The sequence below is a fragment of the Paracoccus denitrificans genome (genome assembly GCF_900100045.1).
GTDB classification, from domain to species: domain Bacteria; phylum Pseudomonadota; class Alphaproteobacteria; order Rhodobacterales; family Rhodobacteraceae; genus Paracoccus; species Paracoccus denitrificans.
Window position 1 is genome coordinate 1 of sequence record NZ_FNEA01000017.1, and the last position, 18,691, is coordinate 18,691.

Sequence of the window (18,691 nt, forward strand, 5' to 3'; positions counted from 1 at the left end):
CGCCTCAGAAGCCGACCCGATCGGCGCCCTTGAGGCCAAGGATCTCGCGCGCCTGGCCGGGGGTCGCGACCTCGCTGCCCAAATCTTCGATGATGCGGCGGATCTTGGCGACCTGCTGGGCGTTCGATTCCGCCAGCTTGCCGCGCGCGATCAGCAGCGAATCCTCCAGCCCCACCCGGACGTTGCCGCCCATCTGGCTGGCGGTGGTGGCCAGGGGCATCTGCGCGCCCCCCGCGCCCAGCACCGACCAGCGATAGTCGTCGCCGAACAGCCGGTCGGCGGTGCGCTTCATGAAGACCAGGTTGTCCACCTCGGGACCGATGCCGCCCAGGATGCCGAAGATGAACTGGATGAAGACCGGCGCCTTGAAGAGCCCGATATCCATGCAGAAGCGCAGGTTGTAGAGATGGCCGACATCGTAGCATTCATGCTCGAACTTGATGGCGTGGGGGGCAAGCTGGTTCGCCGCGTTCTCGATATCCGCGAAGGTGTTGCGGAAGATGTTGCCGTCGGACCTGGCGACGTAGTCGCGCTCCCAGTCGAATTTCCAGGTGTCGTAGCGCCGGGCCAGCGGGTGGAAGCTGAAATTCATGCTGCCCATGTTCAGCGAGCACATCTCGGGCGAGAAGCGCAGCGCCGGGGCGATGCGCTCGTCGATGCTGTTGGTCAGGCTGCCGCCGGTCGAGATGTTGACCACCGCATCGGTCGATTGCCTGATGCGCGGCAGGAAGGCGGCGAAGGCCTCGGGGTCGATGGTCACGCCGCCGTCCTGGGGGCGGCGGGCGTGCAGATGCAGGATCGCGGCGCCCGCCTCGGAGGCCGCGATGGCCTGCGCCGCGATGTCCTCGGGCGTATAGGGCAACGCATCCGACATGGTCGGCGTGTGGATCGCACCGGTGATGGCGCAGGTGATGACGACGGGGGGTTTAGCCATGGTTTCCTCGCGAGATTGAATCGAGCAACGCCCTGTGAGGGCGCAGCAGATCGTCGAAGCGGTCGATGTTCGAGAAGCCGGGGACGCTGCGGGCGGCCTGCGCGCCGCTGACCAGCTCGACCACGCGGTCGTTGAAGGGCGTCGCCAGGCCATGCTCGCGCCCGGTCCGGCAGACGATGCCGTTGATGAAATCGATCTCGGTATCGCGGCCCTTCTCCAGATCCTGCAGCATCGAGGCGCGCAACTGGCGATGCTGGCTCCATATCTTGCGGATCAGCGGCAGCACCCCGAGGACCGAGGCGGGGGAGGCGAGTGCGAAACGCTCGAAATCCTCGCCCTGCATGGGGGCCATGCGATGGCCCGCCGCATGGGCGGCGCGCACCGTCTCATCGGCGATGAAGGCCACGCAAAGCAGCGCGCGCGGGTCGTCCATGACCTCGCCGAAGGTGCAGCCGAGCGCTGCGGACATGCCGCTGAAGGTCGCGTTCATCAGCACCTTGGACCAGCGGATGCCCATCAGGTCGTCCAGCAGTTCGGTCCGCCCGACGCAGGACAGGTAATCCTGCACCCCGGTCAGGCGCGGCCTGATCACCCCGTCCATCTCGCCGATCTCGAAGGCGAACTTGCGCACGGCCTCGGCGGTCGTGGTCAGGCTGGACACTCCGGGCCCCAGCCAGGTCGCGCCAAAGCCCACCGCGCCGCCGATGGTGCGCCCCTGCCCGACGACCGCGGCCACGGAGGGCTCGGGGATGCCGTTCTGCAAGGTGCAGACGACGCTTTCGCCATGCAGGAACGGCAGCAGATGCGACAGCACGGCCTTGTTGGCGGTCTGCTTGCTGAGCAGGAACACCAGATCGTATTGCCCGCTCATCGCGTCCGGGGTCAGGGCGTGGACCGGCACCAGCAGGTCCATCTCGCCCGTGACGCGGGCGCCATCGCGATCGAGCGCATCGACATGCTCGCGGTTGGTGTCGACCAGATCGACCGGCCGCCCCCCTTTCGCCATCAATGCGCCGATGATGGTGCCAAGCGATCCGGCACCGATGATTGCGGCTCTCATGCCTTGGCCTCTCCCGCAAGCGGTGCAGCGCCGTGGGTTTCATGCGCATGGTCGCTTTCGCGGCGGATGCGCAGCGCGACGGCGCGGGTCGAGGGGCTGACCTCGGCGTCGAAATAGGCCTCGTAGGCTTCCCTCGGAGGCGCCGGGCTGAGAAAGACACCGGCCAGCGTGGCAAGCAGCGACAGGCCGGCACCGACCACGAAAGGATTGTCCGCACCCATCGCCTTGGCGGCGATGAAGGCCGCCACACCCACGATGATGCCCGCATAGGCGCCCGCACGGTTCATCCGCTTCCAGAACAGCCCGAACCAGACCGGCCACATGAAGGCCGCGCCAAACGCGCCATAGACATAGGTGAACCCCATCGCCAGCAGCACCGGCGGCTTGATCGCGCTGATCACCGAGAGCAGGCCGAGAACCAGAACGGAGTAGCGCAGATGGCGCGTGGCACGCTCGTCGTCGAACTGGCGGTCGGGATAGAGCGAGCGGTAGAGGTCGTAGTATAGCGACGTGCCGCAGTTCAGCAGCATCGAGTTCGCCGTCGAGACCGCCGCCGCCAGCAACGCGATCAGCGTCAGGGCGCCGACGAAGGGCGGAGCGTAGTTCTGCACGATCAGCGGCATGATGTAATCGGTGGTCTTGTCGGCGGGCAGGCTGGGCAAAAGCGCCTTGGCGCCAAGGCCGATCACGATCAGGCACAGGAAGATCGGGATCAGGGCGATCACGGTCCACATCATCTGCAGCACGGCGGCCTTGCTGTTCCGGGGTGCCATGAAGCGGTTGATCCAGTGCGGCGCGACCGAGGCGCCCAGGGCGTTCGACATGAAGATCCCCATCAGCACCGACCAGCCGAATGTGCCCGCGGGCGACAGCAGGATGCCCGGCTCCAGCGGCTCGCCGCCGACATTGGTCGGCGCGGTGGTCGTCGCCACGGCATCGAGGATCGGGCCAAGCCCGCCGGAGGCGTAAAGGATCGCGCCCGTCCCGAAGGCAAGGCCGATCAGGATCAGCACCGCGTTCAGCGTATCCGTGGCCGCCACCGACCAGAAACCGCCAAGCGAGGTCAATGCCAGCAGGACCAGGAAGGCGAAGATGGCATATTCATACTGGATGCCGGTGATCGTGTTGAAGACGATGCCGAAACCGACGACCTGCAGATGGCAGAAGATGAAATAGCCCACCAGCATCAGCGCCGCGACGATCAGCTGCAACCCGCTGATGCGCTCGAACGGCTCGAAGCGCATGCGGATGAATTCGGGAAAGGTCCGGGCCGGCAATTCGGGCCGGCGCACCTTGTAGGCTAGGATCGGCATGACCGCCGTGGCCAGGAACCAGCCCGCGACCCAACCGATGATCGCGGCGACGCCGGTGCGATAAAGCTGGCCCGGCACGCCCATCACCGAGGCCACGCTGACCCAGGTCGCGACCGAGGTGCCGATGCCCAGCAGCAGCCCCATGCGGTGGCCGCCGGTGGTGAAGTCGGACAGGGACTCGACCTCTTTCATGCTCTTGAGGCAGGTCCAGGTCAGAAAGGCCAGATAGCCGCCGAAAACGACGAAATAAGAGATGCTCATGGCGCCCTCTTATTCGTAACGGAACAGTTTGCCGGTGGCGCCCCAACGGCGAACGCCGGAGACCTCGATCCTGCTGCACAGGTATAAGGAAACCACTATGCAGACAGCGATGCTCGCCCCCCAGAAACTCAATGCGATCAACATTCGATGCGTCCTCCATTCGAAACGGCGCCATGGCCCGCCGGCCCGGAACCAATGCTTTTGGGACGCTGGGGCGGTGCCCCACGGCAAACCGGACCCCGGCGCATTTCTGCGCCATAGCCTCCCTCATCCTCCTGCGATCTCCGCCGGGAACCCCGCCCGGCAGGTGCGATTGCAGTCGGTAGGTTAACGGGTTAGGGTCAACCGCATAAGTTCATGTTCGGACATGAACGTGTCTCAAGAGGACATTATGAGGATTTCCGCGCAATCCATGCTGCCCTCGCCCGATGAACGCATGTATGCCCCCTACAAGATCGCCGCGCTGGTCGAGGTGTTGGCGGAACAGGGCATCCCAGCCGAGGACAGCCTGAAAGGCAGCGGCATCGGCGCCGACGAACTCGACGACCCTTATGCGCTGACATCGGTGCGGCAATATATGATCGTGTGCATGAACGCGGTCTCGCTGGGTTGCAACGCCGCCACGCCCTTCGAGGTCGGGACCCGATTGCATGTGTCGGCTTACGGCATGTATGGCTATGCCCTTCTTTCCTGCCTGACGCTGCGCGATTATTTCAGGCTCGCCGTGCAATACCGTCGATTGGCGACCCCACCTCTTTCGATCGAGTGGACCGAAAATCCCGATACGGTCGTCTGGACCTTTCCCAACATATTCGTCGGAAATCCGTCGGAAAGCGTGCGGCAATTCCTGATCGAACAGCAGTTCAGCCTGCACGTCACGCATCTTGAGGACGTGGCAGGGCGCAGTTGCCCGCCGTTGAAGGCATGCTTCACCTATCCGGCACCGAAACATGCCGAGATCTATTCCAGATACCTCAAATGCCCCTGTTTTTTCGATCAGCCAGAATTCGAGCTCGCCTACGACTCGGCCCTGCTCGACCAGAAGCCTCAGATGGCGCACCGGCTGACCGCCGCGCTGGTGCAGGAAACATGCGACCGGCTGATCGGAAGCGCCAAGACCTCTGCCGGAACCTCCGGCTATGTCTATCGAACCCTGATGGATCATCCGGGTGAATTCCTGACCATGGAAGCCGTCGCGGACAGGTTGAACATGACCACCCGAACATTGCGGCGGCATCTGGAAGCAGAGGGAACGACGTATCGGCTTATCATGGATGACGTTCGATGCTCGCTGGCCATCGAATATCTGAAAACCACCAGGATGAGCACCATCGACATCGCCATACTCCTGGGGTTCAGCGATGCCGCCAGCTTTCGGAAAGCCCTGAAGCGCTGGACCGGCAAGGGACCGGGACAGCTTCGGCGGTGATCTGCGCAATCCGGCGGCATTTTTGCGGGCCGTGAGCGGGATTGATGACATAAACCTCTTGCCTGACTGCATCGCTGGGGCCGATCAGGCTTTGCGTGGCTTTTCGAGTTGCAGTTACATTAGCACTAATGTAACTGGATGACCATGAACACGGAACGCCCTCCCGGTCTTGGCGAACTGCTGCGATATGTCGGCGAACTGGTCGATGTCGGGGCGTCGCGGCGCTATCGCGACCTCGGCCTTTCCTACCGGCCCCGCTACACCCCGATCCTGCGGGCGATCCTGGCGGGGAAAACCACCGTTACCGAGATCGTCAGCCATAGCCGCCTGACCCAGGGGGCGGTCAGCCAGACCGTGGCGCTGATGGTCGCGGACGGCATTCTCGCCCGCGAAGGGACGGGGGACGGGCGCAAGAGCAGCCTGCGCCTGACCGAAAGGGGCCAGGCCCTGCTTGCCTCGCTGCGCCCGCATTGGCAGGCGACATTCGCGGCGATCGAGGCGCTTGAGACCGAGATCGGCCACCCGCTGCGGCAGATCCTCGCGAAAGCCGCCGACGCGCTTGAGCGCAAGGGATTCGCGGCCCGGCTGGAGCGGGCCGCCATTGAACAGGAAAGCCCAGCAGATCATGCCGATTGACGCGACAGCCCGGACCAACTGGTTCGATCGGGACGGGCGCAACTACGCCCTGTTCCGCCCCGAATATCCACTGGCGCTCGCGGCGCATCTTGCGGCCATCGCGCCCGGGACCGGGCGGGCGCTGGACGTGGGTTGCGGCACCGGCCAGCTGACCGTGCAACTGGCCGGTCATTTCGGCGAGGTGATCGGCCTGGACCCCAGCCGCGAGCAGGTCGAGAATGCCGCGGCGCATGAGCGCGTGACCTATCTTTGCGCCCCGGCCGAGGATATCCCGCTGAACGACGGCTGCGCCGATCTCATCGCAGCCGCCCAGGCCGCCCATTGGTTCGACCGCCCGGCATTCTATGCCGAGGCCCGCCGCCTCGCGGCCCCGGATGCGGTGATCGCGCTGATCAGCTATGGCGTCCTGCGCCTTGACGACCAGCCGCTGAACGAGCGCTTCGCCCGCTTCTATCACGACGAGATCGGCCCGTTCTGGCCGCCGGAGCGCAAGCTGGTGGATCGCGGCTATGCCGATATGGACTTTCCCTTCGACGAACTGCCGGCGCCGGCGCTGTCCATCGAGCGGGACTGGAGCTTGGGCGAGTTTCTCGGCTATGTCTCGACCTGGTCGGCGGTCCGCCGGGTCGGCGAGGCCGGGAGGACAGAGATCCTGGATGCCTTCGTGCGGGATTTTTCGCGGATCTGGGCGGACCCGGGCCAGGCACGCCGGGTGAGCTGGCCCATCAACATGAGGATCGGACGCCTGTGAACGCCGTTGCCGCCGGCCTGCGCCACAGTAATGAAAGCGGCGGTATAGGCCATCGCCTTGCGCTTCATCCAAGGGGTGCATCGGTTTCGCCGCGCAAGCGCTTCAGCCGGCCGGCCTCTCGCGCCCTCGGGCGGCAGCCATCGCACGCTTCACAACACGCGCGCCCAGACCTGACCGACGAGATCCTTGCCGAAGCTGCGATGCCTTTCCTCCTCGATCAACTCGAACCCTGCCGCCTGATAGATCCGGCGGGCCGAGACCAGGACGTCGTTGGTCCACAGGATCATGCGCCGATAGCCCCGCGCACGGGCGAAACGCAGGCATTCCTCGACCAGCCGCCGGCCAAGCCCGAGGCCGCGCGCCGCCTCGTCCACCCAGAGTAGCCGCAGTTTCGCGGTCTCCTCGTCCTCGCGCACCACCATGACCGAACCGACCACCTGCCCCTCCAGTTCGGCCACCCAGCATTTCTCGCCTTGGGGATCGAACTCCCTGGCGAACCTGCCGACGATCTCGGCGACCAGCGCCTCGAAGGTCCAGTCCCAGCCATATTCCTCGGCATAGATGCGGCCGTTCATATGGGTGATCCAGCCCAGATCGCCGGGCTCGGGGTCGCGCAGGATGAAGGTCCGGTTCTGCGGGCCGTCGCCCAGAAGCCGGCGGATGCGCGCCATCGCGCCCACCAACTGCCGGCGCCCGGTCGCCGACAAGGGCTCCAGCAGCGTCCTGACCTCCTCGGCCGAGGCGGCGTTCAGCTTGGCGAATTCCGCCATGCCGTGATCGGTCAGTCGCAGTTCCAGCCGCTTGGCATTGGTCGGGCTGGACCGGCGCTCCAGCAGGTCCTCGCTTTCCAGCCCGGCGATGATCCTGCTGAGATAGCCGGTATCGACCCGCAGAACATCGCCCAGCTCACGCGCCGATGGCGCGGCATCCGGGGCGGCGGTGGCGATCTCGTAAAGGACGCGCATCTGCGGCAGCGAATAGGAGGAGGCCAGAAGGTGCTCGTTCAGCGCCCCGACAAGCCGCGTGTGGAAACGGTTGAAGCGCCGGACCTCGGCGATGTCGCCGGGTTCGACCGCCAGGGTTGAAGATGTGCCCATGTTGCGAGAGGATCCAATGTATTGCCATTGGCAACATAAAGATGCCTGACGCACCGAGCAAGATATTTCACGGTCCTGCCGGCTGATCGGAGATCGGATCGGCCGCACCTCTGTCGGATCGTGCTTCAAGGCCAGCAAGCTGCGGCGCGAAGTGATCGAACAGAAAGCCGGCGGCCTCGCGCGCGGCTTCCGGGGCGGTGATCAGCAGGCACACCTCATCTTCGTCCTCTGCAAGCTCGAATCTCAGAAAGGCGCAGCATTCTCGCTCTCTGCGCACCATTTCGCGCAGATCGGCCGCAGCCGCCTTGCCATAGACCAGCAAGAGGGTCAGCGGCGAGCGCAGCGAGCGCTTCAGGTGACGCTCGGCGATACCGCGAATCCATGCGGCGCGGTTCTTGAAATCATCGCCGCCCAGCGTGCAGGCGATTGCCTTGTCATCAGGCGCATCGGGACTGACGGAACAGCCGCAGGCAGGGGCGGCGCAACCGTTCCCTCTCGACAAGGTCCGGCGCTTCATCGCATGCCAGACCAGAGCACCAGCGGTGGCCAAGGCGATGCCCGCTGCGCCGCCAAGATAGGCCACGCCTCCGGCGGCCGCAAAAAGTCCTGCCCCGGCAAGCAGCGACACAGCGCAACAGGCTGCGCAGGCACCTCCGATAGCCAGTGCGGTCGTCATGGGTTTCATCTGCGGACCTTCCGGTCTTGATCGGTGGATATCCGAAGGCTACCTCCTCAAGTAACTTGAGGAGCAAGCGGGTCATGGAACACGAAGCGGTGAAGATTCATGACCTGACGATCGGCGAACTGGCCGAAAGGTCCGGGTGCACCGTGCCGACGATCAGGTTCTATGAGCAGATCGGCCTTATCCCCAAGGCCGCGCGCAGCGCGGGCGGCCGGCGGGTCTATTCCCGGCAGGATGTCGGGCTGCTGAACTTTATCCGCCGCTGTCGCGACTTCGGCTTTTCGGTCGGGCAGGTGCGCGATCTGGTCGCCCTTTCGACCAGCCGCGACCGCGATTGCTTCGAGGCGCGAAACCTGGCGCAATTCCATCTTGGCAGCCTGCGCGACAAGATCGCCGAGATGCGCGAACTGGAAAGGAGCCTCAAGGCATTCGTCCGGCGCTGCGATGTCGAATGCGCCGGCGGACCTGCAGCCGAATGCGTGATCCTGGGCGATCTTGCGACACAGCGACAGGACGGTGCCTGCTGACCCTCGGCCGGATTGCCTTACCTCGCCGCCCAAGCAGCGACAGTTGGCGGATATGGACCAGCTCGGCCGGCAGCACCGCCAGCGCGAAGGGCAGGATGGCGAGGGAGTTCCGCGTCCCCCAGGAAAAGGCGTGACAGAACCCTTTCCGGGGGTCATCCTGTCACGGTCTGAAACAGGTCAGGCTCGGGAAGGTTGGCCCGGCCCCCGCCATGCGGGTCCTTCCGCTGCAAGGGTAGCGGCCCAAGACTATCAAGGCGCGTGCGTGGTGCAGGCGCCGATAGCGGGGTGTCGACATGAAGCCACGAATTTCCGTCCTGACGCTGGGCGTCGCCGATCTTGAACGATCCCTTGCCTTTTATCGCGACGGCCTTGGGCTGCCGACCGAAGGCATCGTCGGTCGCGAGTTCGAGCATGGCGCGGTTGCGTTCTTCGACCTGTCGGGCGGGCTCAAGCTCGCGATCTGGGCGCAAGACGATATTGCCCACGACAGCGGCCTGCCGAAGCGTCCGGTCAGTCCGACCGCCTTTACCATCGGCCACAACGTCCTGCGCAGGGAAGAGGTCGACGAGATCATGCGGGCGGCGCAGCACGCCGGCGCCGATATCGTCAAGACCGCGCAAGAGACGTTCTATGGCGGCTATGCCGGGTATTTCCGCGACCCCGACGGGCATTTGTGGGAAATCGTCTGGAACCCGCAATTGCCCCCTGCGGATGCCTGACCATCGGCGGCGCAATGCTCCTGGACCCTTGCCCGGCATGTCGGGCAAGGGAAGGTCCGCCCCGTTTCTGCACGAGGTTGCGCAGCCCCGCCGCATCCGGCGGGGCCGTCTGGATCAGGGTTGCGAGGTGGCCGGACCCATGGGCTGGCCGTTGACGGTGAAGGGGCCGCCGCCCTCGGGCATCTGGATGTCCCAGACATTCTCGCCGCTGGCGCCGGGCTTGGCCATGGCGCGGGCCATGCGCAGCATCATCAGCGGCTGGCCGGCCTGTTCGGGCGGGGCTGCGGCCAGCGCCTCCTCGACCTTGTCGAGCCCCGTCGCCGTGATCAGCGCCGAACCGGAGGGCGGCGCGGCCGGCCCCGCCGCGACATCGGCGCGATAGTCGATCTGATAGCCGTCGCCCTTGATCTGCGACGGCGCAAGTTTCAGATCGAACGAGCCGCGGGGCAGCAAGGCCGCCTGCAACTGCTCGGGGACCAGCTTGGCGAAGGGCTCCTCGGCGGTCAGGTCGAAGCCCTCGATCAGCATCCTGGCCGGCGCAGCAAGATCGAAGTCCGAGGCGGTGAAGTCCAGCGTCACCTCTTGCGGCAGGATCGGCGCCACCCACGGCGGCAGCACGCCTTCCGGCACGGTCACGCCCGACAGCGCGACCTGCTCTTGCAGGCGGCCGTCGGGGGTGGCCCCGGACATGCCGATCGTCACCTTGGTCGAGGCAAGGCCGAACTCGCCCAGCGGAGAGCCGATCTTCAGGTCGCGCACCGTCGCATCCATCGACAGATCGTCCCACAGCGGCATGGCAGCGCTGAGCTTGTCGCGCAGCGCGTCCTGCGAGCCCTTGATCAACTCGCCGGAGGGATGGGCGACGAACCAGGCCAGCAGCGAGAGCATGCCTTCGGTGCGCGCGCCGGTGATCTGGCCGCTGCCGTCATAGCTGGGCGCGGTTATCTGGATCTGCATCGGCTGGCCGCCCGGACCCATCAGGATTTCCTGCGACTGCTCCAGCCCCTCGGCCGTGAAGCTCATGGCCTGGTCGACCCCGCCGGCCTTGCCGGGCGCGCCGGTCAGGGACATCTCCATCCGTGCGGTGCGCTGGTGATCGCGCGATATGACCTGCGGTTCGGCCGGCGGTTCCTGCGCCTCCGCCTCGGGATCGGGTGCCAGCGGCGGCGCATATTGCACCGAGTCGATGACGTAATCCGTCATCACCGATGTCTGCTCGCGAAAGCTCATCAGCGCCTCGTCCCAGATGCCGGTGGATTCGACCTTGGTCGAACCCTTCTGCTCGAACATCTTGGGCACCACCACCGACCAACTGAACGTCTGATCCTCGCTGACGCCCCAACTGCCGTCGCCATTGTCGGTCAGTTGATAGGTCAGGGCCGAAACGCTGACCTGGGCCTGCTCGGCGGGGACCTGCGCCAGCAGCGGCGCCGGGTCGATCCTCAGCTCATAGCTTTCGCCCTGGGGGGTGACGCTGACCACGCCCTCGGTGCCGCCGAAATAGGTCTGAAAAACGCCTCTCAGCCGCAGGGCGCCTTCCTCGGTGGCGGGCACCGCCCAGGCAGCCGAGACCGGGCAGATCGCCAGAAATGCAACAAGGCCTTGTCTCAAAAACATGTTCTAATATTCCTTCGCAATCGTTCGTCGTCTTTTCGCAGAACTTCCAGGACAGGAAGATGACAGAAGGACGTCTTGAAGGGCAACCGCGTTCTTGACCCCATCCGCGCGGCTGAATACCCGGCTCCTCGTCGCCTCTCAGGCCTTTTCGTCCACCTTCGGCCACCAGGTGCCAAAGCACCACAGATTGCCCTCGGGGTCGCGGCAGATGAATTCGCGGCTGCCATAATCGCGGTCGGTCAGCCCCTCCTCGATCACCGCGCCGGCGGCCTGGGCGCGGGCGAACATCGCGTCAACGTCGTCCACGGCGATATAAAGCGACCTGCCGCCCTGCCCCGACGGCCGGCCCACCATCTCGCCATAGGCGTCGTCCCTGTCGCCGCCGCACATGATCATGGACGAGCCGAAGGCCAGCTCGGCATGGGCGACCTTGTCGCCCTCCATGTATTTCGCATGGGTGGTGAAGCCGAAGGCCCGTTCCAGCCATTCGATCATCATGGCCGCATTGCGAAAGCGGAAGGTCGGATAGATGCGCGGAGCCTCAGGCATCATGCGTTCCTCCTTTGATGGATGATCCAGAATGACATGCTGCCACCGTCACCGTCTTGAAGAAAATGTCGCCGGGCAAGCGGGTCCGGCGCCGGACCGCCCGGGACCCGACGACGGAACAGGGCAGGCACCTGCAGGCAGCGGCTATTTATAGAAGCCCTCGCGCAGGTTGATGCCGTGTTCAAGCCAGGCCTTCATGGCGCAGATCATCCCGGTCCAGCCCTCGCAATTGCCCAGGCAGCTCTTGAGCCCAGCCTCGCTGTCCGGCCAGCCGTATTCGCTGATCCGCACCAGTGTGCGCCCGTCCTCCAGCGGCTGGAAGGTCATGGTCACGGTGGTCCAGATCCGTGGCTCGCCCTCGGCCTCCCATTGCAGGACGATCCGCTCGTTCGGCACGACCTCCTGCACCAGCACCGGGAAGGCGCCGGGGAAATCGTGGAAATCCCAAGTCACCTCGGCGCCGGCGACCAGGCGCCCCTTCGCCCCGCCCGTGGTAAAGAACTTCGACAGCCTGTCGGGATTCACGACGGCCTCGAACACTTCCGCGACCGGCTTCGCGATCCGGCCGCCGACGGTGAATTTCAGTTCCATGCGACATTCCTCCTTGTCCTCTGCTCAATTATGTTATAAATTTATAACATGTCAACCGAAGATCAGGACGATGCGCTGTTCAAGGCGCTGGGGCACCGGGCGCGCCGGCAATTGCTGGACCTGCTGAAGAACGGGCCGAAAACCACCGGCGGGCTGTGCGAGGCGCTGCCGCAACTGGATCGCTGCACGGTCATGCAGCATCTGCGGGTGCTGGAGACGGCCGGGCTGGTCGTGGTCGAGCGGCGGGGGCGCGAAAGGTGGAATCACCTCGACGCGCTGCCCATCCATGCCCTGCACGAACGTTGGATCGGCCCCTATGCCGCATATGCAGCCCAGATGCTCAACGGCTTGAGGCAAGAGGTCGAAGGCAGGCAACCGCAGAATCGCGACGAATCCCTGCCGGGCTAGCCCATGCCGCCCGCGGAGGCATCAGCCAGCCAACCCGTCCTGACGCCCGAACTCCGAAAGCCGGTTCAGATCAGCGCGCAACTGGTCCGGGTCTGACAGCGCCGCCTCGATCTCGGCATGGAGTCGCCGCCAGATCGGCACCGCCCCGCCCAGGACCGCCCGGCCGGCCGGCGTCAGCCGCAGCCGGCGCGCGCGCCTGTCCGCCGGATCGGGCGCCGTTTCGACAAGACTTCGACGTTCTAACGGCTTGAGATTGGCCGTCAGGGTGGTCCTGTCCATCGCCAGCAGCGCCGCCACGCTGCCAAGGGTCGGCGGCTCCGGCCGGTTCAGCGACATCAGCAAAGAGAACTGTCCGCTGGAAATGCCCGCCGGTTTCAGCGCGATATCGAAGCGTCGCGCCAGCGCACGCGCCGCCCGCTGCGCATGCAGGCACAGGCAGGTGTCGCGCACCATGAGCGTGGTCTCGAAGGCAAGGTCGACAGCAGCGGGCATCTGAAAGGTTGACAGCGGCGGGTTCCATACGTTGATATCAACCTGCATGAGGCCGCGTCAATCGGCGCCGCCAGGGGACCCGATGCGAAAGGAGCCAGGTCGCCATGACCGCGATGCAGCCATTCCTGATGTTCCAGGGCGGCCATGCCGAACAGGCGATGGCGCTTTATGTCTCGCTCTTCGACGATGGCGAGGTGCTGGATGTCACGCGCTGGCAAAAGGACGAGCCGGGGGCAGAGGGCAGCATCAAGCTGGCCCGCTTCACCGCCGCCGGGCAGAGCGTTCTGGCCAGCGACAGCCCGGTCAAGCACGCCTTCGATTTCACGCCCTCCTGGTCCTTCTTCGTCGATTGCGCGTCCGGCGAGGAACAGGAACGGCTCTTCGCCGCGCTTTCGGAGGGCGGCGAGGTGTTGATGCCGCCCGGCGACTACGGCTTCAGCAAGCGTTTCGCCTGGGTCGCCGACCGTTTCGGCGTGTCCTGGCAACTCAATCTCGCATGACGCGGCGAAAGAAAGGAGACGACAATGAAGATCGTGACCAGCCTGAGCTTCCAGGGCCAGTGCCGCGAGGCGTTCGAGTTCTACGCCGAGGTGCTGGGCGGCAAGATCACCGCAGCCATGCCCTATGGCGACGGCCCGCCCGGCATGCCGATCACCGACGAGAAATACAAGACCTGGCTGATGCATTGCTGGCTTGAGGTCGGCGACCAGGCGCTGATGGGCGCCGATATGGACGCGGCCTGGGCTCCCAATATCGACAAGCCCAAGAACGGCTTCGACGTCACCCTGCATACCGAGGACGGGGACGAGGGCCGGCGCTGGTTCGACCGCCTGTCCGAAGGCGGCAAGGCGGTGATGCCCTTCGGCGAGACCTTCTGGTCACCCGGCTTCGGCTCGCTGATCGACCGTTTCGGCGTCCCGTGGATGATCAACACCATACCCTCGGCCGGCTGGCAGCCTTCGCAGGGCTGATCCCGTGACCTGAAGCTCCGCCAGGGCCGAGCCCGGACGATCCCGCCGGCGATAGGATTGCCGGCGGGTCGCTCTCGACATCAGGCGGGGCTATTCTCCGCCCTCGCCCAACCGCTCCAGGTCAACCCGGATCACCGAATCCATCGCGCCCTCGCGATAATCGGGATGCTCCTTGTCATGCGGCGCCTTCACCGTCACGAACAGCGTCCGGCCGTCCTCGCCGACCTCAAGGCTGTTGGGATTCGTCGGCAGGGACAGGCGCTGCTTGACCGCATAGTCCCCCGCATCGATTACCGCCAACCCGCCGGTGCCGGCCTTTTCCCCGCGCCAGGTGGCATAGATCTCGGACCGCGCCGGGTTGTAGGCCACATCCAGCGTACCGGGGCCGACCGGAACCTGCGCGGCAACCTTGCCGCTGGCGATGTCGAAGACGTAGAGCGCGCCCTTGTCGGCATCGGCCGCGAACAGGCGCTGGCCTTCGGCATCGATCGCCAGATTGACGAAGAAATGCTGCGAGGCGTCCTCGCCCTCTTCGGTCGTGTCGCCGGTCGAGATCGCACCGACCCGCTCGCCACTGGCGGCGTCGATCACCGCGATCTCCTCGATGCCGCCGCCGCCGGCATAGAAGCGCCCTGCCCCGGCGTCATAGGCCGCCCCGGCGGTCCAGAGCCCGCCCTCGATCCGGTGCAGCAACTCGCCCGCCCTGGTGTCGACGATCCAGGTCACGCCCTTGCGGCCGGGGCTGGTCACGAAGGCGAGGCCCTTTTCCTCGTCCAGCACGATCATGCGGGTATGCTCGAAGCCCTCGCCCTCGGGCTGGCCGAGCTGGATGGTGTCGAGGATCTGCCCGCCCCGCGCATCGATCACGGTCAGCGAGCCGTCCAGCGTATTGCCGGCATAGAGCCGCCCCGCGCTGCGATCCAGCGCCAGCGCGAAGGGCCGGCGCGGCAGCTGGATCCGGCGGATCGGGCGCAGGTCGTTCGCGTCCAGCACATGGATGAAGCCCGCCGAGCCCTTGTCGAAGGAGGGCACCGAGGCGACGAAGACCAGCCCCGCCTCGGCCCAATGCACCACCTCATAGGCGCCGGCGATGCTGTCGGTGCGGATCACCGCGGGGGCGAACTGGGCCGCCGTCAGGGCCGCGGGTTCGGTCGGCGCATCCTGCGCGGCGGCGGGCATGGCCAGGGCCAGTGCCATCAAAGCGGGCAGCGCCATGCGCCATCTCGTCCGGGTCTTGGGGGTCATCGTCATTCTCCTGTTCGTGGGCCGCAGGCAGCGGCAGATCAACGGAAAGGTGGGCGGGAACATCAAGGGCTTGCCAGCGCCTCCACCGGGCTGAGCCTCGCGGCGCGGATCGCCGGCACCAGGCCGAATGCGGCGCCCATCGCCGTCGCGCCGGCAAGCGCACCCAGTGCGACGGTCACGGAAAACACCACCGGCATGCCAAGACCCAGGGCCGCGACGGCGCCGATGCCGACCGCCAGCGCCAGCCCGGCAAGCCCGCCAAGGGCGGAAAGCACGGTGGCCTCGGTCAGGAACTGGACCAGGATGTCGCGCATCGCAGCGCCGGTGGCGGAACGGATGCCGATCTCGCGCGTGCGCTCGCGCACGGTGATGAACATGATGTTCATCACCCCGATGCCGCCCACGAAGATCGAGATTGTGGCAACGGCGCCCAGAAGAAGGTTCTGCGAGGCGCGGTCGGCTTCGGCGGCGGCAAAGGCGCCGGCCGCATCGGCCAGCCAGAAATCCTCGGTCCCGTGGCGCCGGATCATCGCCTCGCGCAAGAGCGCATTGCTCTCGTCCAGCCGCGCCATGTCCTGCAACGCGACGACGATCACCGACAGCTCGCCCGGGCCATAGACCCGGCTTTCCAGGCTGCGCAGCGGCATGGCCACCACCTTGTCGCGGTCGCTGCCGTTCTCGCTCAGCCCCTTGGATTCCAGCACGCCGCCGACCAGGAACGGCGACATGTTGACAAACACGAACTCGCCCGTCGGGTCGCGCCCATCGGGAAACAGCGTCCCGGCGACGGTCGAGCCCAGCAGCAGAACCGGACTGCCGCCGCGCTCGTCCGCTTCGGAAAAGAAGCTGCCTCGCACCACGTCCCAGCCATGCACGCCGCGGAAATCGCGGTCGGTGCCGATGATGTCGGTATCGATCGAAAAGGCGCCGGCGCGAACCGTCGCCTGTTCCCAGCGGCCCGGCATCACGCCCGCGACATTGGGCAGGCCCTTCAGCGCCATGGCATCGTCAAGGGTCAGCGGCCGGCGCGGCATCCGCGTATCCTGGTCCGAGCCGACCACCACCCAGTTCGTGCCGATGGCCGAGGCGCGCTTGACGAACTCTTCCTGCGCGCCGCGGCCGATGGCCAGCATGGCGACGACCGAGGCCACGCCGATGACGATGCCCGACAACGTCAGCGCCGTGCGCACCGGGCTGGCGCCGATGGCCGCCAAGGCCGAGCGCGCGGCCTCGCGCAGGGCATGCAGGAAGGCTGACCGGCTGCCGGTCGTTTCCGGCAGCACCGGGACCGCGGGCCCGGCCGCGCGGGTGCCGCTGTCGCCGGCGATGCGCCCCTCGCCGACCCGGATCACCCGTCCGGCACGGGCGGCGATGTCGGTGTCATGGGTGATCAGGATCACCGTATGGCCCCTGCCCGCCAGATCCGACAGCAGCCGCATCACCTGCCGCCCGCTCTCGGCATCCAGCGCGCCGGTCGGCTCATCCGCAAGGATCACCGCACCGCCGTTCATCAGCGCCCGCGCGATGGAGACCCGCTGCTGCTGGCCGCCGGACATCTGCAAGGGACGCGCGGTCAGTCGGTGGCCAAGGCCCAGGCTGCGCAGCAACGCCGCCGCCCGCGCCCGCCGGGCCTCGCGCGCGGCGCCGGCATGGCTGGCGGGCAGTTCCACGTTCTCCAGCGCCGTCAGCGTCGGGATCAGGTTGTATTGCTGGAAGACGAAGCCGAAGAGCCGATTGCGCAGCCCCGCCCGCGCATCGCGCGACAGCCGCGCCACGTCCTTCCCGGCAAGGTGATAGCTGCCGGCCGAGGGACGGTCGAGCAGGCCGAGGATGTTCATCAGCGTCGACTTGCCCGAGCCCGAAGTGCCGACGATGGCCACGAACTCGCCGGCATGGATGTCAAGGTCGATGCCGCGCAGCACATGGGCGCGGGCCGCGCCCTCGCCAAAGACCCGGTGCAGGCCCCGGATGCGGATCAGCGGCATGTCAGCCGTCAGATCATCCGTCACGGCGCGATCCTCAGCAGCGGCTCGCCTTCGGCGGGGCGCTCGCCGGTGACGACATGTTCGCCCTCAGCCAATCCCGAAAGGATCGCGGCATGGGCTCGGGTGCGCATCCCGGTTGCGGGATGGCGGGTTTCCAGCGCGCCGCCGGGGGTCTGGACGCGCAGGCTGCCGTCGTCGTCCAGCGCGGAAACGGGAACGGCCAGCACGTCGGCCGCGCTTTCGGTGACGAAGAACACCTGCGCGGTCATGCCCGAAAGCAACTCGCCCCCCGCATTGGCAATGTCGAACAGCGCGACATAAGTGACGACCGAACTGGCGCCTTCCTCCTCCTTGACCGGCGGGGCGGGCAACACCTGCCGCAGCGTCGCGCGATGCCGGCGGTCGGGAAAGCCCAGCGTGGTGAACCAGACCGGCATTCCGGGCCGCAGATGGACCACGTCGGCCTCGGAGACGTCGCTGCGCACGGTCATGGTGGCGAGGTCGGCGATGCGCAGGATCACCGGGGTGTCGTAATTGGCATTCAGCGTCTGGCCCTCGCGGGCTTCTACGGCGACCACGGTGCCGGCCATGGGCGAGGTGATGCGCGAGCGCGCCAGCGTCGCTTCCTCGGCGCGCAGCGCGGCGCGGCTGCGGCGGATGGTGGCGTCGAGCGCCTCGATCCGCGCGCGCAGCACGTCGCGGTCGCGCTCGGCCTCTTCCAGCGTGACGCGGCTGCTGGCGCGCCCGGCCAGCGAGGAATGCCGCCCCGCCTGCCGTTCGGCAAAGGCAAGCTGGGCCTGCAATTCGCTGCGCTCGGCGGCCAGCCGGGCCAGTTCGGCCTGCAATCCCTCGACCTGCGCCGCCTGCACCTCGGCGTCGATCTCGGCCAGCAACTGCCCGGCCTCGACCCGGTCTCCGGCGGCCACATGCAGCCGGCGCAACTGACCCGAAACCTGCGCACCGACATCGACATAGGCGCCCGGCTCGATCCGGCCGCTGGCAGTCACGGCGTTCTCCAGGTCGCGGCGGATCACCGGCGCGGTGTCGTAGTGAACGGCAGGCGGCGAGGACCAGAGCCACCAGCCCGCGCCCCCCGCCAGGGCAGCCAGCACCAGCCCTGCAAGCAGGGCACGGCGCCCCTGGCGGGCCGGCCCCTGCACGGGCATCGCCAGCGGCGGCGGCAGGTCAGTCTCGGACTGCAAGAGCGCGTTCATGCACGAGGTCCATTCGATGCCCGGATTTGAAGACAAGGAGATGCGATCCGGCGGAAGCGCGTCGACGGCAATGATGCAAGCCTGGGAACTCCCCGCAAAGAATACCGTGATCTGGCTTTGCAAGGGTCCGGGAGCGCGCCGCATTTCCCGAACGCAGGCGGCCGCCAACCGGGGTCGGGCGGCCTGTGCATGGCATCCCCGCTGTCTAGG

General features: G+C 66.5%; 20 protein-coding genes. 8 read left to right on the forward strand and 12 right to left on the reverse strand.

The window, feature by feature from the left end:
• Window positions 1-4 precede the first annotated feature (4 nt).
• From kce to BLT64_RS15485, 3 genes are read right to left on the reverse strand one after another with little or no spacing between them, the layout of a single operon-like run.
• Complete coding sequence (gene kce / locus BLT64_RS15475; RefSeq protein ID WP_011750756.1) at window positions 5-934, reverse strand: 3,5-dioxohexanoate:acetyl-CoA acetone transferase; 930 nt, start codon at window positions 932-934, stop codon at window positions 5-7.
• Window positions 927-1,994: a ketopantoate reductase family protein gene (locus BLT64_RS15480; RefSeq protein WP_011750755.1), complete on the reverse strand. Its 1,068-nt coding sequence runs from the start codon at window positions 1,992-1,994 to the stop codon at window positions 927-929. Before BLT64_RS15480 ends, kce begins: the two co-directional genes overlap by 8 nt.
• A complete protein-coding gene (locus tag BLT64_RS15485; RefSeq protein ID WP_011750754.1) occupies window positions 1,991-3,568 on the reverse strand; it encodes a sodium:solute symporter family protein in 1,578 nt (525 codons plus the stop codon). The genes BLT64_RS15480 and BLT64_RS15485 overlap by 4 nt, the downstream gene beginning before the upstream one ends.
• A 391-nt stretch (window positions 3,569-3,959) precedes the next feature.
• Here BLT64_RS15485 and BLT64_RS15490 point away from each other — a divergent pair, with 391 nt between their 5' ends.
• The 3 genes from BLT64_RS15490 to BLT64_RS15500 all read left to right on the forward strand — a co-directional run bounded on the left by BLT64_RS15490 (window position 3,960) and on the right by BLT64_RS15500 (window position 6,384).
• On the forward strand, window positions 3,960-4,997 hold the full coding sequence (locus BLT64_RS15490) for an AraC family transcriptional regulator (RefSeq protein WP_011750753.1): 1,038 nt from the start codon (window positions 3,960-3,962) through the stop codon (window positions 4,995-4,997).
• Window positions 4,998-5,141: 144 nt separating this feature from the next.
• Entirely contained in the window at window positions 5,142-5,633 is a 492-nt protein-coding gene (locus BLT64_RS15495) for a MarR family winged helix-turn-helix transcriptional regulator (RefSeq protein ID WP_041530754.1), read from the forward strand.
• Window positions 5,623-6,384 (forward strand): class I SAM-dependent methyltransferase, encoded by a 762-nt coding sequence (locus tag BLT64_RS15500; RefSeq protein WP_011750751.1) that lies wholly within the window; start codon window positions 5,623-5,625, stop codon window positions 6,382-6,384. The genes BLT64_RS15495 and BLT64_RS15500 overlap by 11 nt, the downstream gene beginning before the upstream one ends.
• Window positions 6,385-6,533: 149 nt before the next feature.
• Here BLT64_RS15500 and BLT64_RS15505 read toward each other — a convergent pair whose 3' ends face one another.
• Window positions 6,534-7,481 carry a bifunctional helix-turn-helix transcriptional regulator/GNAT family N-acetyltransferase gene (locus BLT64_RS15505; protein ID WP_011750750.1) on the reverse strand — a complete coding sequence of 316 codons (948 nt, stop codon included), beginning with the start codon at window positions 7,479-7,481 and terminating at the stop codon, window positions 6,534-6,536.
• Window positions 7,482-7,548: 67 nt separating this feature from the next.
• Window positions 7,549-8,166, reverse strand: a complete 618-nt coding sequence (locus BLT64_RS26885) for a hypothetical protein (protein WP_011750749.1) — start codon at window positions 8,164-8,166, stop codon at window positions 7,549-7,551.
• Between the two features lie 89 nt (window positions 8,167-8,255).
• Between BLT64_RS26885 and BLT64_RS15515 the strand changes: the two genes are divergently transcribed.
• Together BLT64_RS15515 and BLT64_RS15520 are read left to right on the forward strand one after the other, a co-directional pair.
• Window positions 8,256-8,690: a MerR family transcriptional regulator gene (locus BLT64_RS15515; protein ID WP_217633916.1), complete on the forward strand. Its 435-nt coding sequence runs from the start codon at window positions 8,256-8,258 to the stop codon at window positions 8,688-8,690.
• Between the two features lie 293 nt (window positions 8,691-8,983).
• Window positions 8,984-9,409, forward strand: coding sequence for a VOC family protein (locus tag BLT64_RS15520; RefSeq protein ID WP_011750747.1), 426 nt, complete (start codon window positions 8,984-8,986; stop codon window positions 9,407-9,409).
• A 114-nt stretch (window positions 9,410-9,523) separates the two neighbouring features.
• Here the strand turns inward: BLT64_RS15520 and BLT64_RS15525 are convergent, their stop codons facing one another.
• The 3 genes from BLT64_RS15525 to BLT64_RS15535 form a co-directional block, all read right to left on the reverse strand.
• Window positions 9,524-11,026 (reverse strand): hypothetical protein, encoded by a 1,503-nt coding sequence (locus BLT64_RS15525; protein WP_011750746.1) that lies wholly within the window; start codon window positions 11,024-11,026, stop codon window positions 9,524-9,526.
• Between the two features lie 138 nt (window positions 11,027-11,164).
• Window positions 11,165-11,578, reverse strand: a complete 414-nt coding sequence (locus tag BLT64_RS15530; protein WP_011750745.1) for a VOC family protein — start codon at window positions 11,576-11,578, stop codon at window positions 11,165-11,167.
• 141 nt (window positions 11,579-11,719) lie between these two features.
• Entirely contained in the window at window positions 11,720-12,166 is a 447-nt protein-coding gene (locus BLT64_RS15535; RefSeq protein WP_011750744.1) for an SRPBCC family protein, read from the reverse strand.
• A 48-nt stretch (window positions 12,167-12,214) separates the two neighbouring features.
• On the opposite strand from BLT64_RS15535, the gene BLT64_RS15540 reads away from it, so the two are divergent.
• Window positions 12,215-12,574, forward strand: a complete 360-nt coding sequence (locus BLT64_RS15540) for an ArsR/SmtB family transcription factor (RefSeq protein WP_011750743.1) — start codon at window positions 12,215-12,217, stop codon at window positions 12,572-12,574.
• A gap of 21 nt (window positions 12,575-12,595) precedes the next feature.
• On the opposite strand, the gene BLT64_RS15545 is transcribed toward BLT64_RS15540, so the two are convergent.
• Window positions 12,596-13,066, reverse strand: coding sequence for a MarR family winged helix-turn-helix transcriptional regulator (locus BLT64_RS15545; protein ID WP_041530749.1), 471 nt, complete (start codon window positions 13,064-13,066; stop codon window positions 12,596-12,598).
• Between the two features lie 104 nt (window positions 13,067-13,170).
• Between BLT64_RS15545 and BLT64_RS15550 the strand changes: the two genes are divergently transcribed.
• Window positions 13,171-13,566 (forward strand): VOC family protein, encoded by a 396-nt coding sequence (locus tag BLT64_RS15550; protein WP_011750741.1) that lies wholly within the window; start codon window positions 13,171-13,173, stop codon window positions 13,564-13,566.
• Window positions 13,567-13,590: 24 nt separating this feature from the next.
• Window positions 13,591-14,037, forward strand: a complete 447-nt coding sequence (locus BLT64_RS15555; RefSeq protein ID WP_011750740.1) for a VOC family protein — start codon at window positions 13,591-13,593, stop codon at window positions 14,035-14,037.
• Window positions 14,038-14,127: 90 nt separating this feature from the next.
• Here the strand turns inward: BLT64_RS15555 and BLT64_RS15560 are convergent, their stop codons facing one another.
• The 3 genes from BLT64_RS15560 to BLT64_RS15570 form a co-directional block, all read right to left on the reverse strand.
• A complete protein-coding gene (locus BLT64_RS15560) occupies window positions 14,128-15,282 on the reverse strand; it encodes a YncE family protein (RefSeq protein ID WP_011751352.1) in 1,155 nt (384 codons plus the stop codon).
• Window positions 15,283-15,344: 62 nt separating this feature from the next.
• Entirely contained in the window at window positions 15,345-17,291 is a 1,947-nt protein-coding gene (locus tag BLT64_RS15565) for an ABC transporter permease (RefSeq protein ID WP_232290646.1), read from the reverse strand.
• Complete coding sequence (locus BLT64_RS15570) at window positions 17,288-18,481, reverse strand: efflux RND transporter periplasmic adaptor subunit (protein ID WP_128493108.1); 1,194 nt, start codon at window positions 18,479-18,481, stop codon at window positions 17,288-17,290. The genes BLT64_RS15565 and BLT64_RS15570 overlap by 4 nt, the downstream gene beginning before the upstream one ends.
• Window positions 18,482-18,691 lie beyond the last annotated feature (210 nt).

Excerpts from the sequence above, each read along its gene's own strand:
- kce (WP_011750756.1), bottom strand. The coding sequence starts at position 934 with ATGGCTAAACCCCCCGTCGTCATCACCTGCGCCATCACCGGTGCGATC.
- BLT64_RS15480 (WP_011750755.1), bottom strand. The coding sequence starts at position 1,994 with ATGAGAGCCGCAATCATCGGTGCCGGATCGCTTGGCACCATCATCGGC.
- BLT64_RS15485 (WP_011750754.1), bottom strand. The coding sequence starts at position 3,568 with ATGAGCATCTCTTATTTCGTCGTTTTCGGCGGCTATCTGGCCTTTCTG.
- BLT64_RS15490 (WP_011750753.1), top strand. The coding sequence starts at position 3,960 with ATGAGGATTTCCGCGCAATCCATGCTGCCCTCGCCCGATGAACGCATG.
- BLT64_RS15495 (WP_041530754.1), top strand. The coding sequence starts at position 5,142 with ATGAACACGGAACGCCCTCCCGGTCTTGGCGAACTGCTGCGATATGTC.
- BLT64_RS15500 (WP_011750751.1), top strand. The coding sequence starts at position 5,623 with ATGCCGATTGACGCGACAGCCCGGACCAACTGGTTCGATCGGGACGGG.
- BLT64_RS15505 (WP_011750750.1), bottom strand. The coding sequence starts at position 7,481 with ATGGGCACATCTTCAACCCTGGCGGTCGAACCCGGCGACATCGCCGAG.
- BLT64_RS26885 (WP_011750749.1), bottom strand. The coding sequence starts at position 8,166 with ATGAAACCCATGACGACCGCACTGGCTATCGGAGGTGCCTGCGCAGCC.
- BLT64_RS15520 (WP_011750747.1), top strand. The coding sequence starts at position 8,984 with ATGAAGCCACGAATTTCCGTCCTGACGCTGGGCGTCGCCGATCTTGAA.
- BLT64_RS15525 (WP_011750746.1), bottom strand. The coding sequence starts at position 11,026 with ATGTTTTTGAGACAAGGCCTTGTTGCATTTCTGGCGATCTGCCCGGTC.
- BLT64_RS15530 (WP_011750745.1), bottom strand. The coding sequence starts at position 11,578 with ATGATGCCTGAGGCTCCGCGCATCTATCCGACCTTCCGCTTTCGCAAT.
- BLT64_RS15535 (WP_011750744.1), bottom strand. The coding sequence starts at position 12,166 with ATGGAACTGAAATTCACCGTCGGCGGCCGGATCGCGAAGCCGGTCGCG.
- BLT64_RS15540 (WP_011750743.1), top strand. The coding sequence starts at position 12,215 with ATGTCAACCGAAGATCAGGACGATGCGCTGTTCAAGGCGCTGGGGCAC.
- BLT64_RS15545 (WP_041530749.1), bottom strand. The coding sequence starts at position 13,066 with ATGCCCGCTGCTGTCGACCTTGCCTTCGAGACCACGCTCATGGTGCGC.
- BLT64_RS15550 (WP_011750741.1), top strand. The coding sequence starts at position 13,171 with ATGACCGCGATGCAGCCATTCCTGATGTTCCAGGGCGGCCATGCCGAA.
- BLT64_RS15555 (WP_011750740.1), top strand. The coding sequence starts at position 13,591 with ATGAAGATCGTGACCAGCCTGAGCTTCCAGGGCCAGTGCCGCGAGGCG.
- BLT64_RS15560 (WP_011751352.1), bottom strand. The coding sequence starts at position 15,282 with ATGACCCCCAAGACCCGGACGAGATGGCGCATGGCGCTGCCCGCTTTG.
- BLT64_RS15570 (WP_128493108.1), bottom strand. The coding sequence starts at position 18,481 with ATGAACGCGCTCTTGCAGTCCGAGACTGACCTGCCGCCGCCGCTGGCG.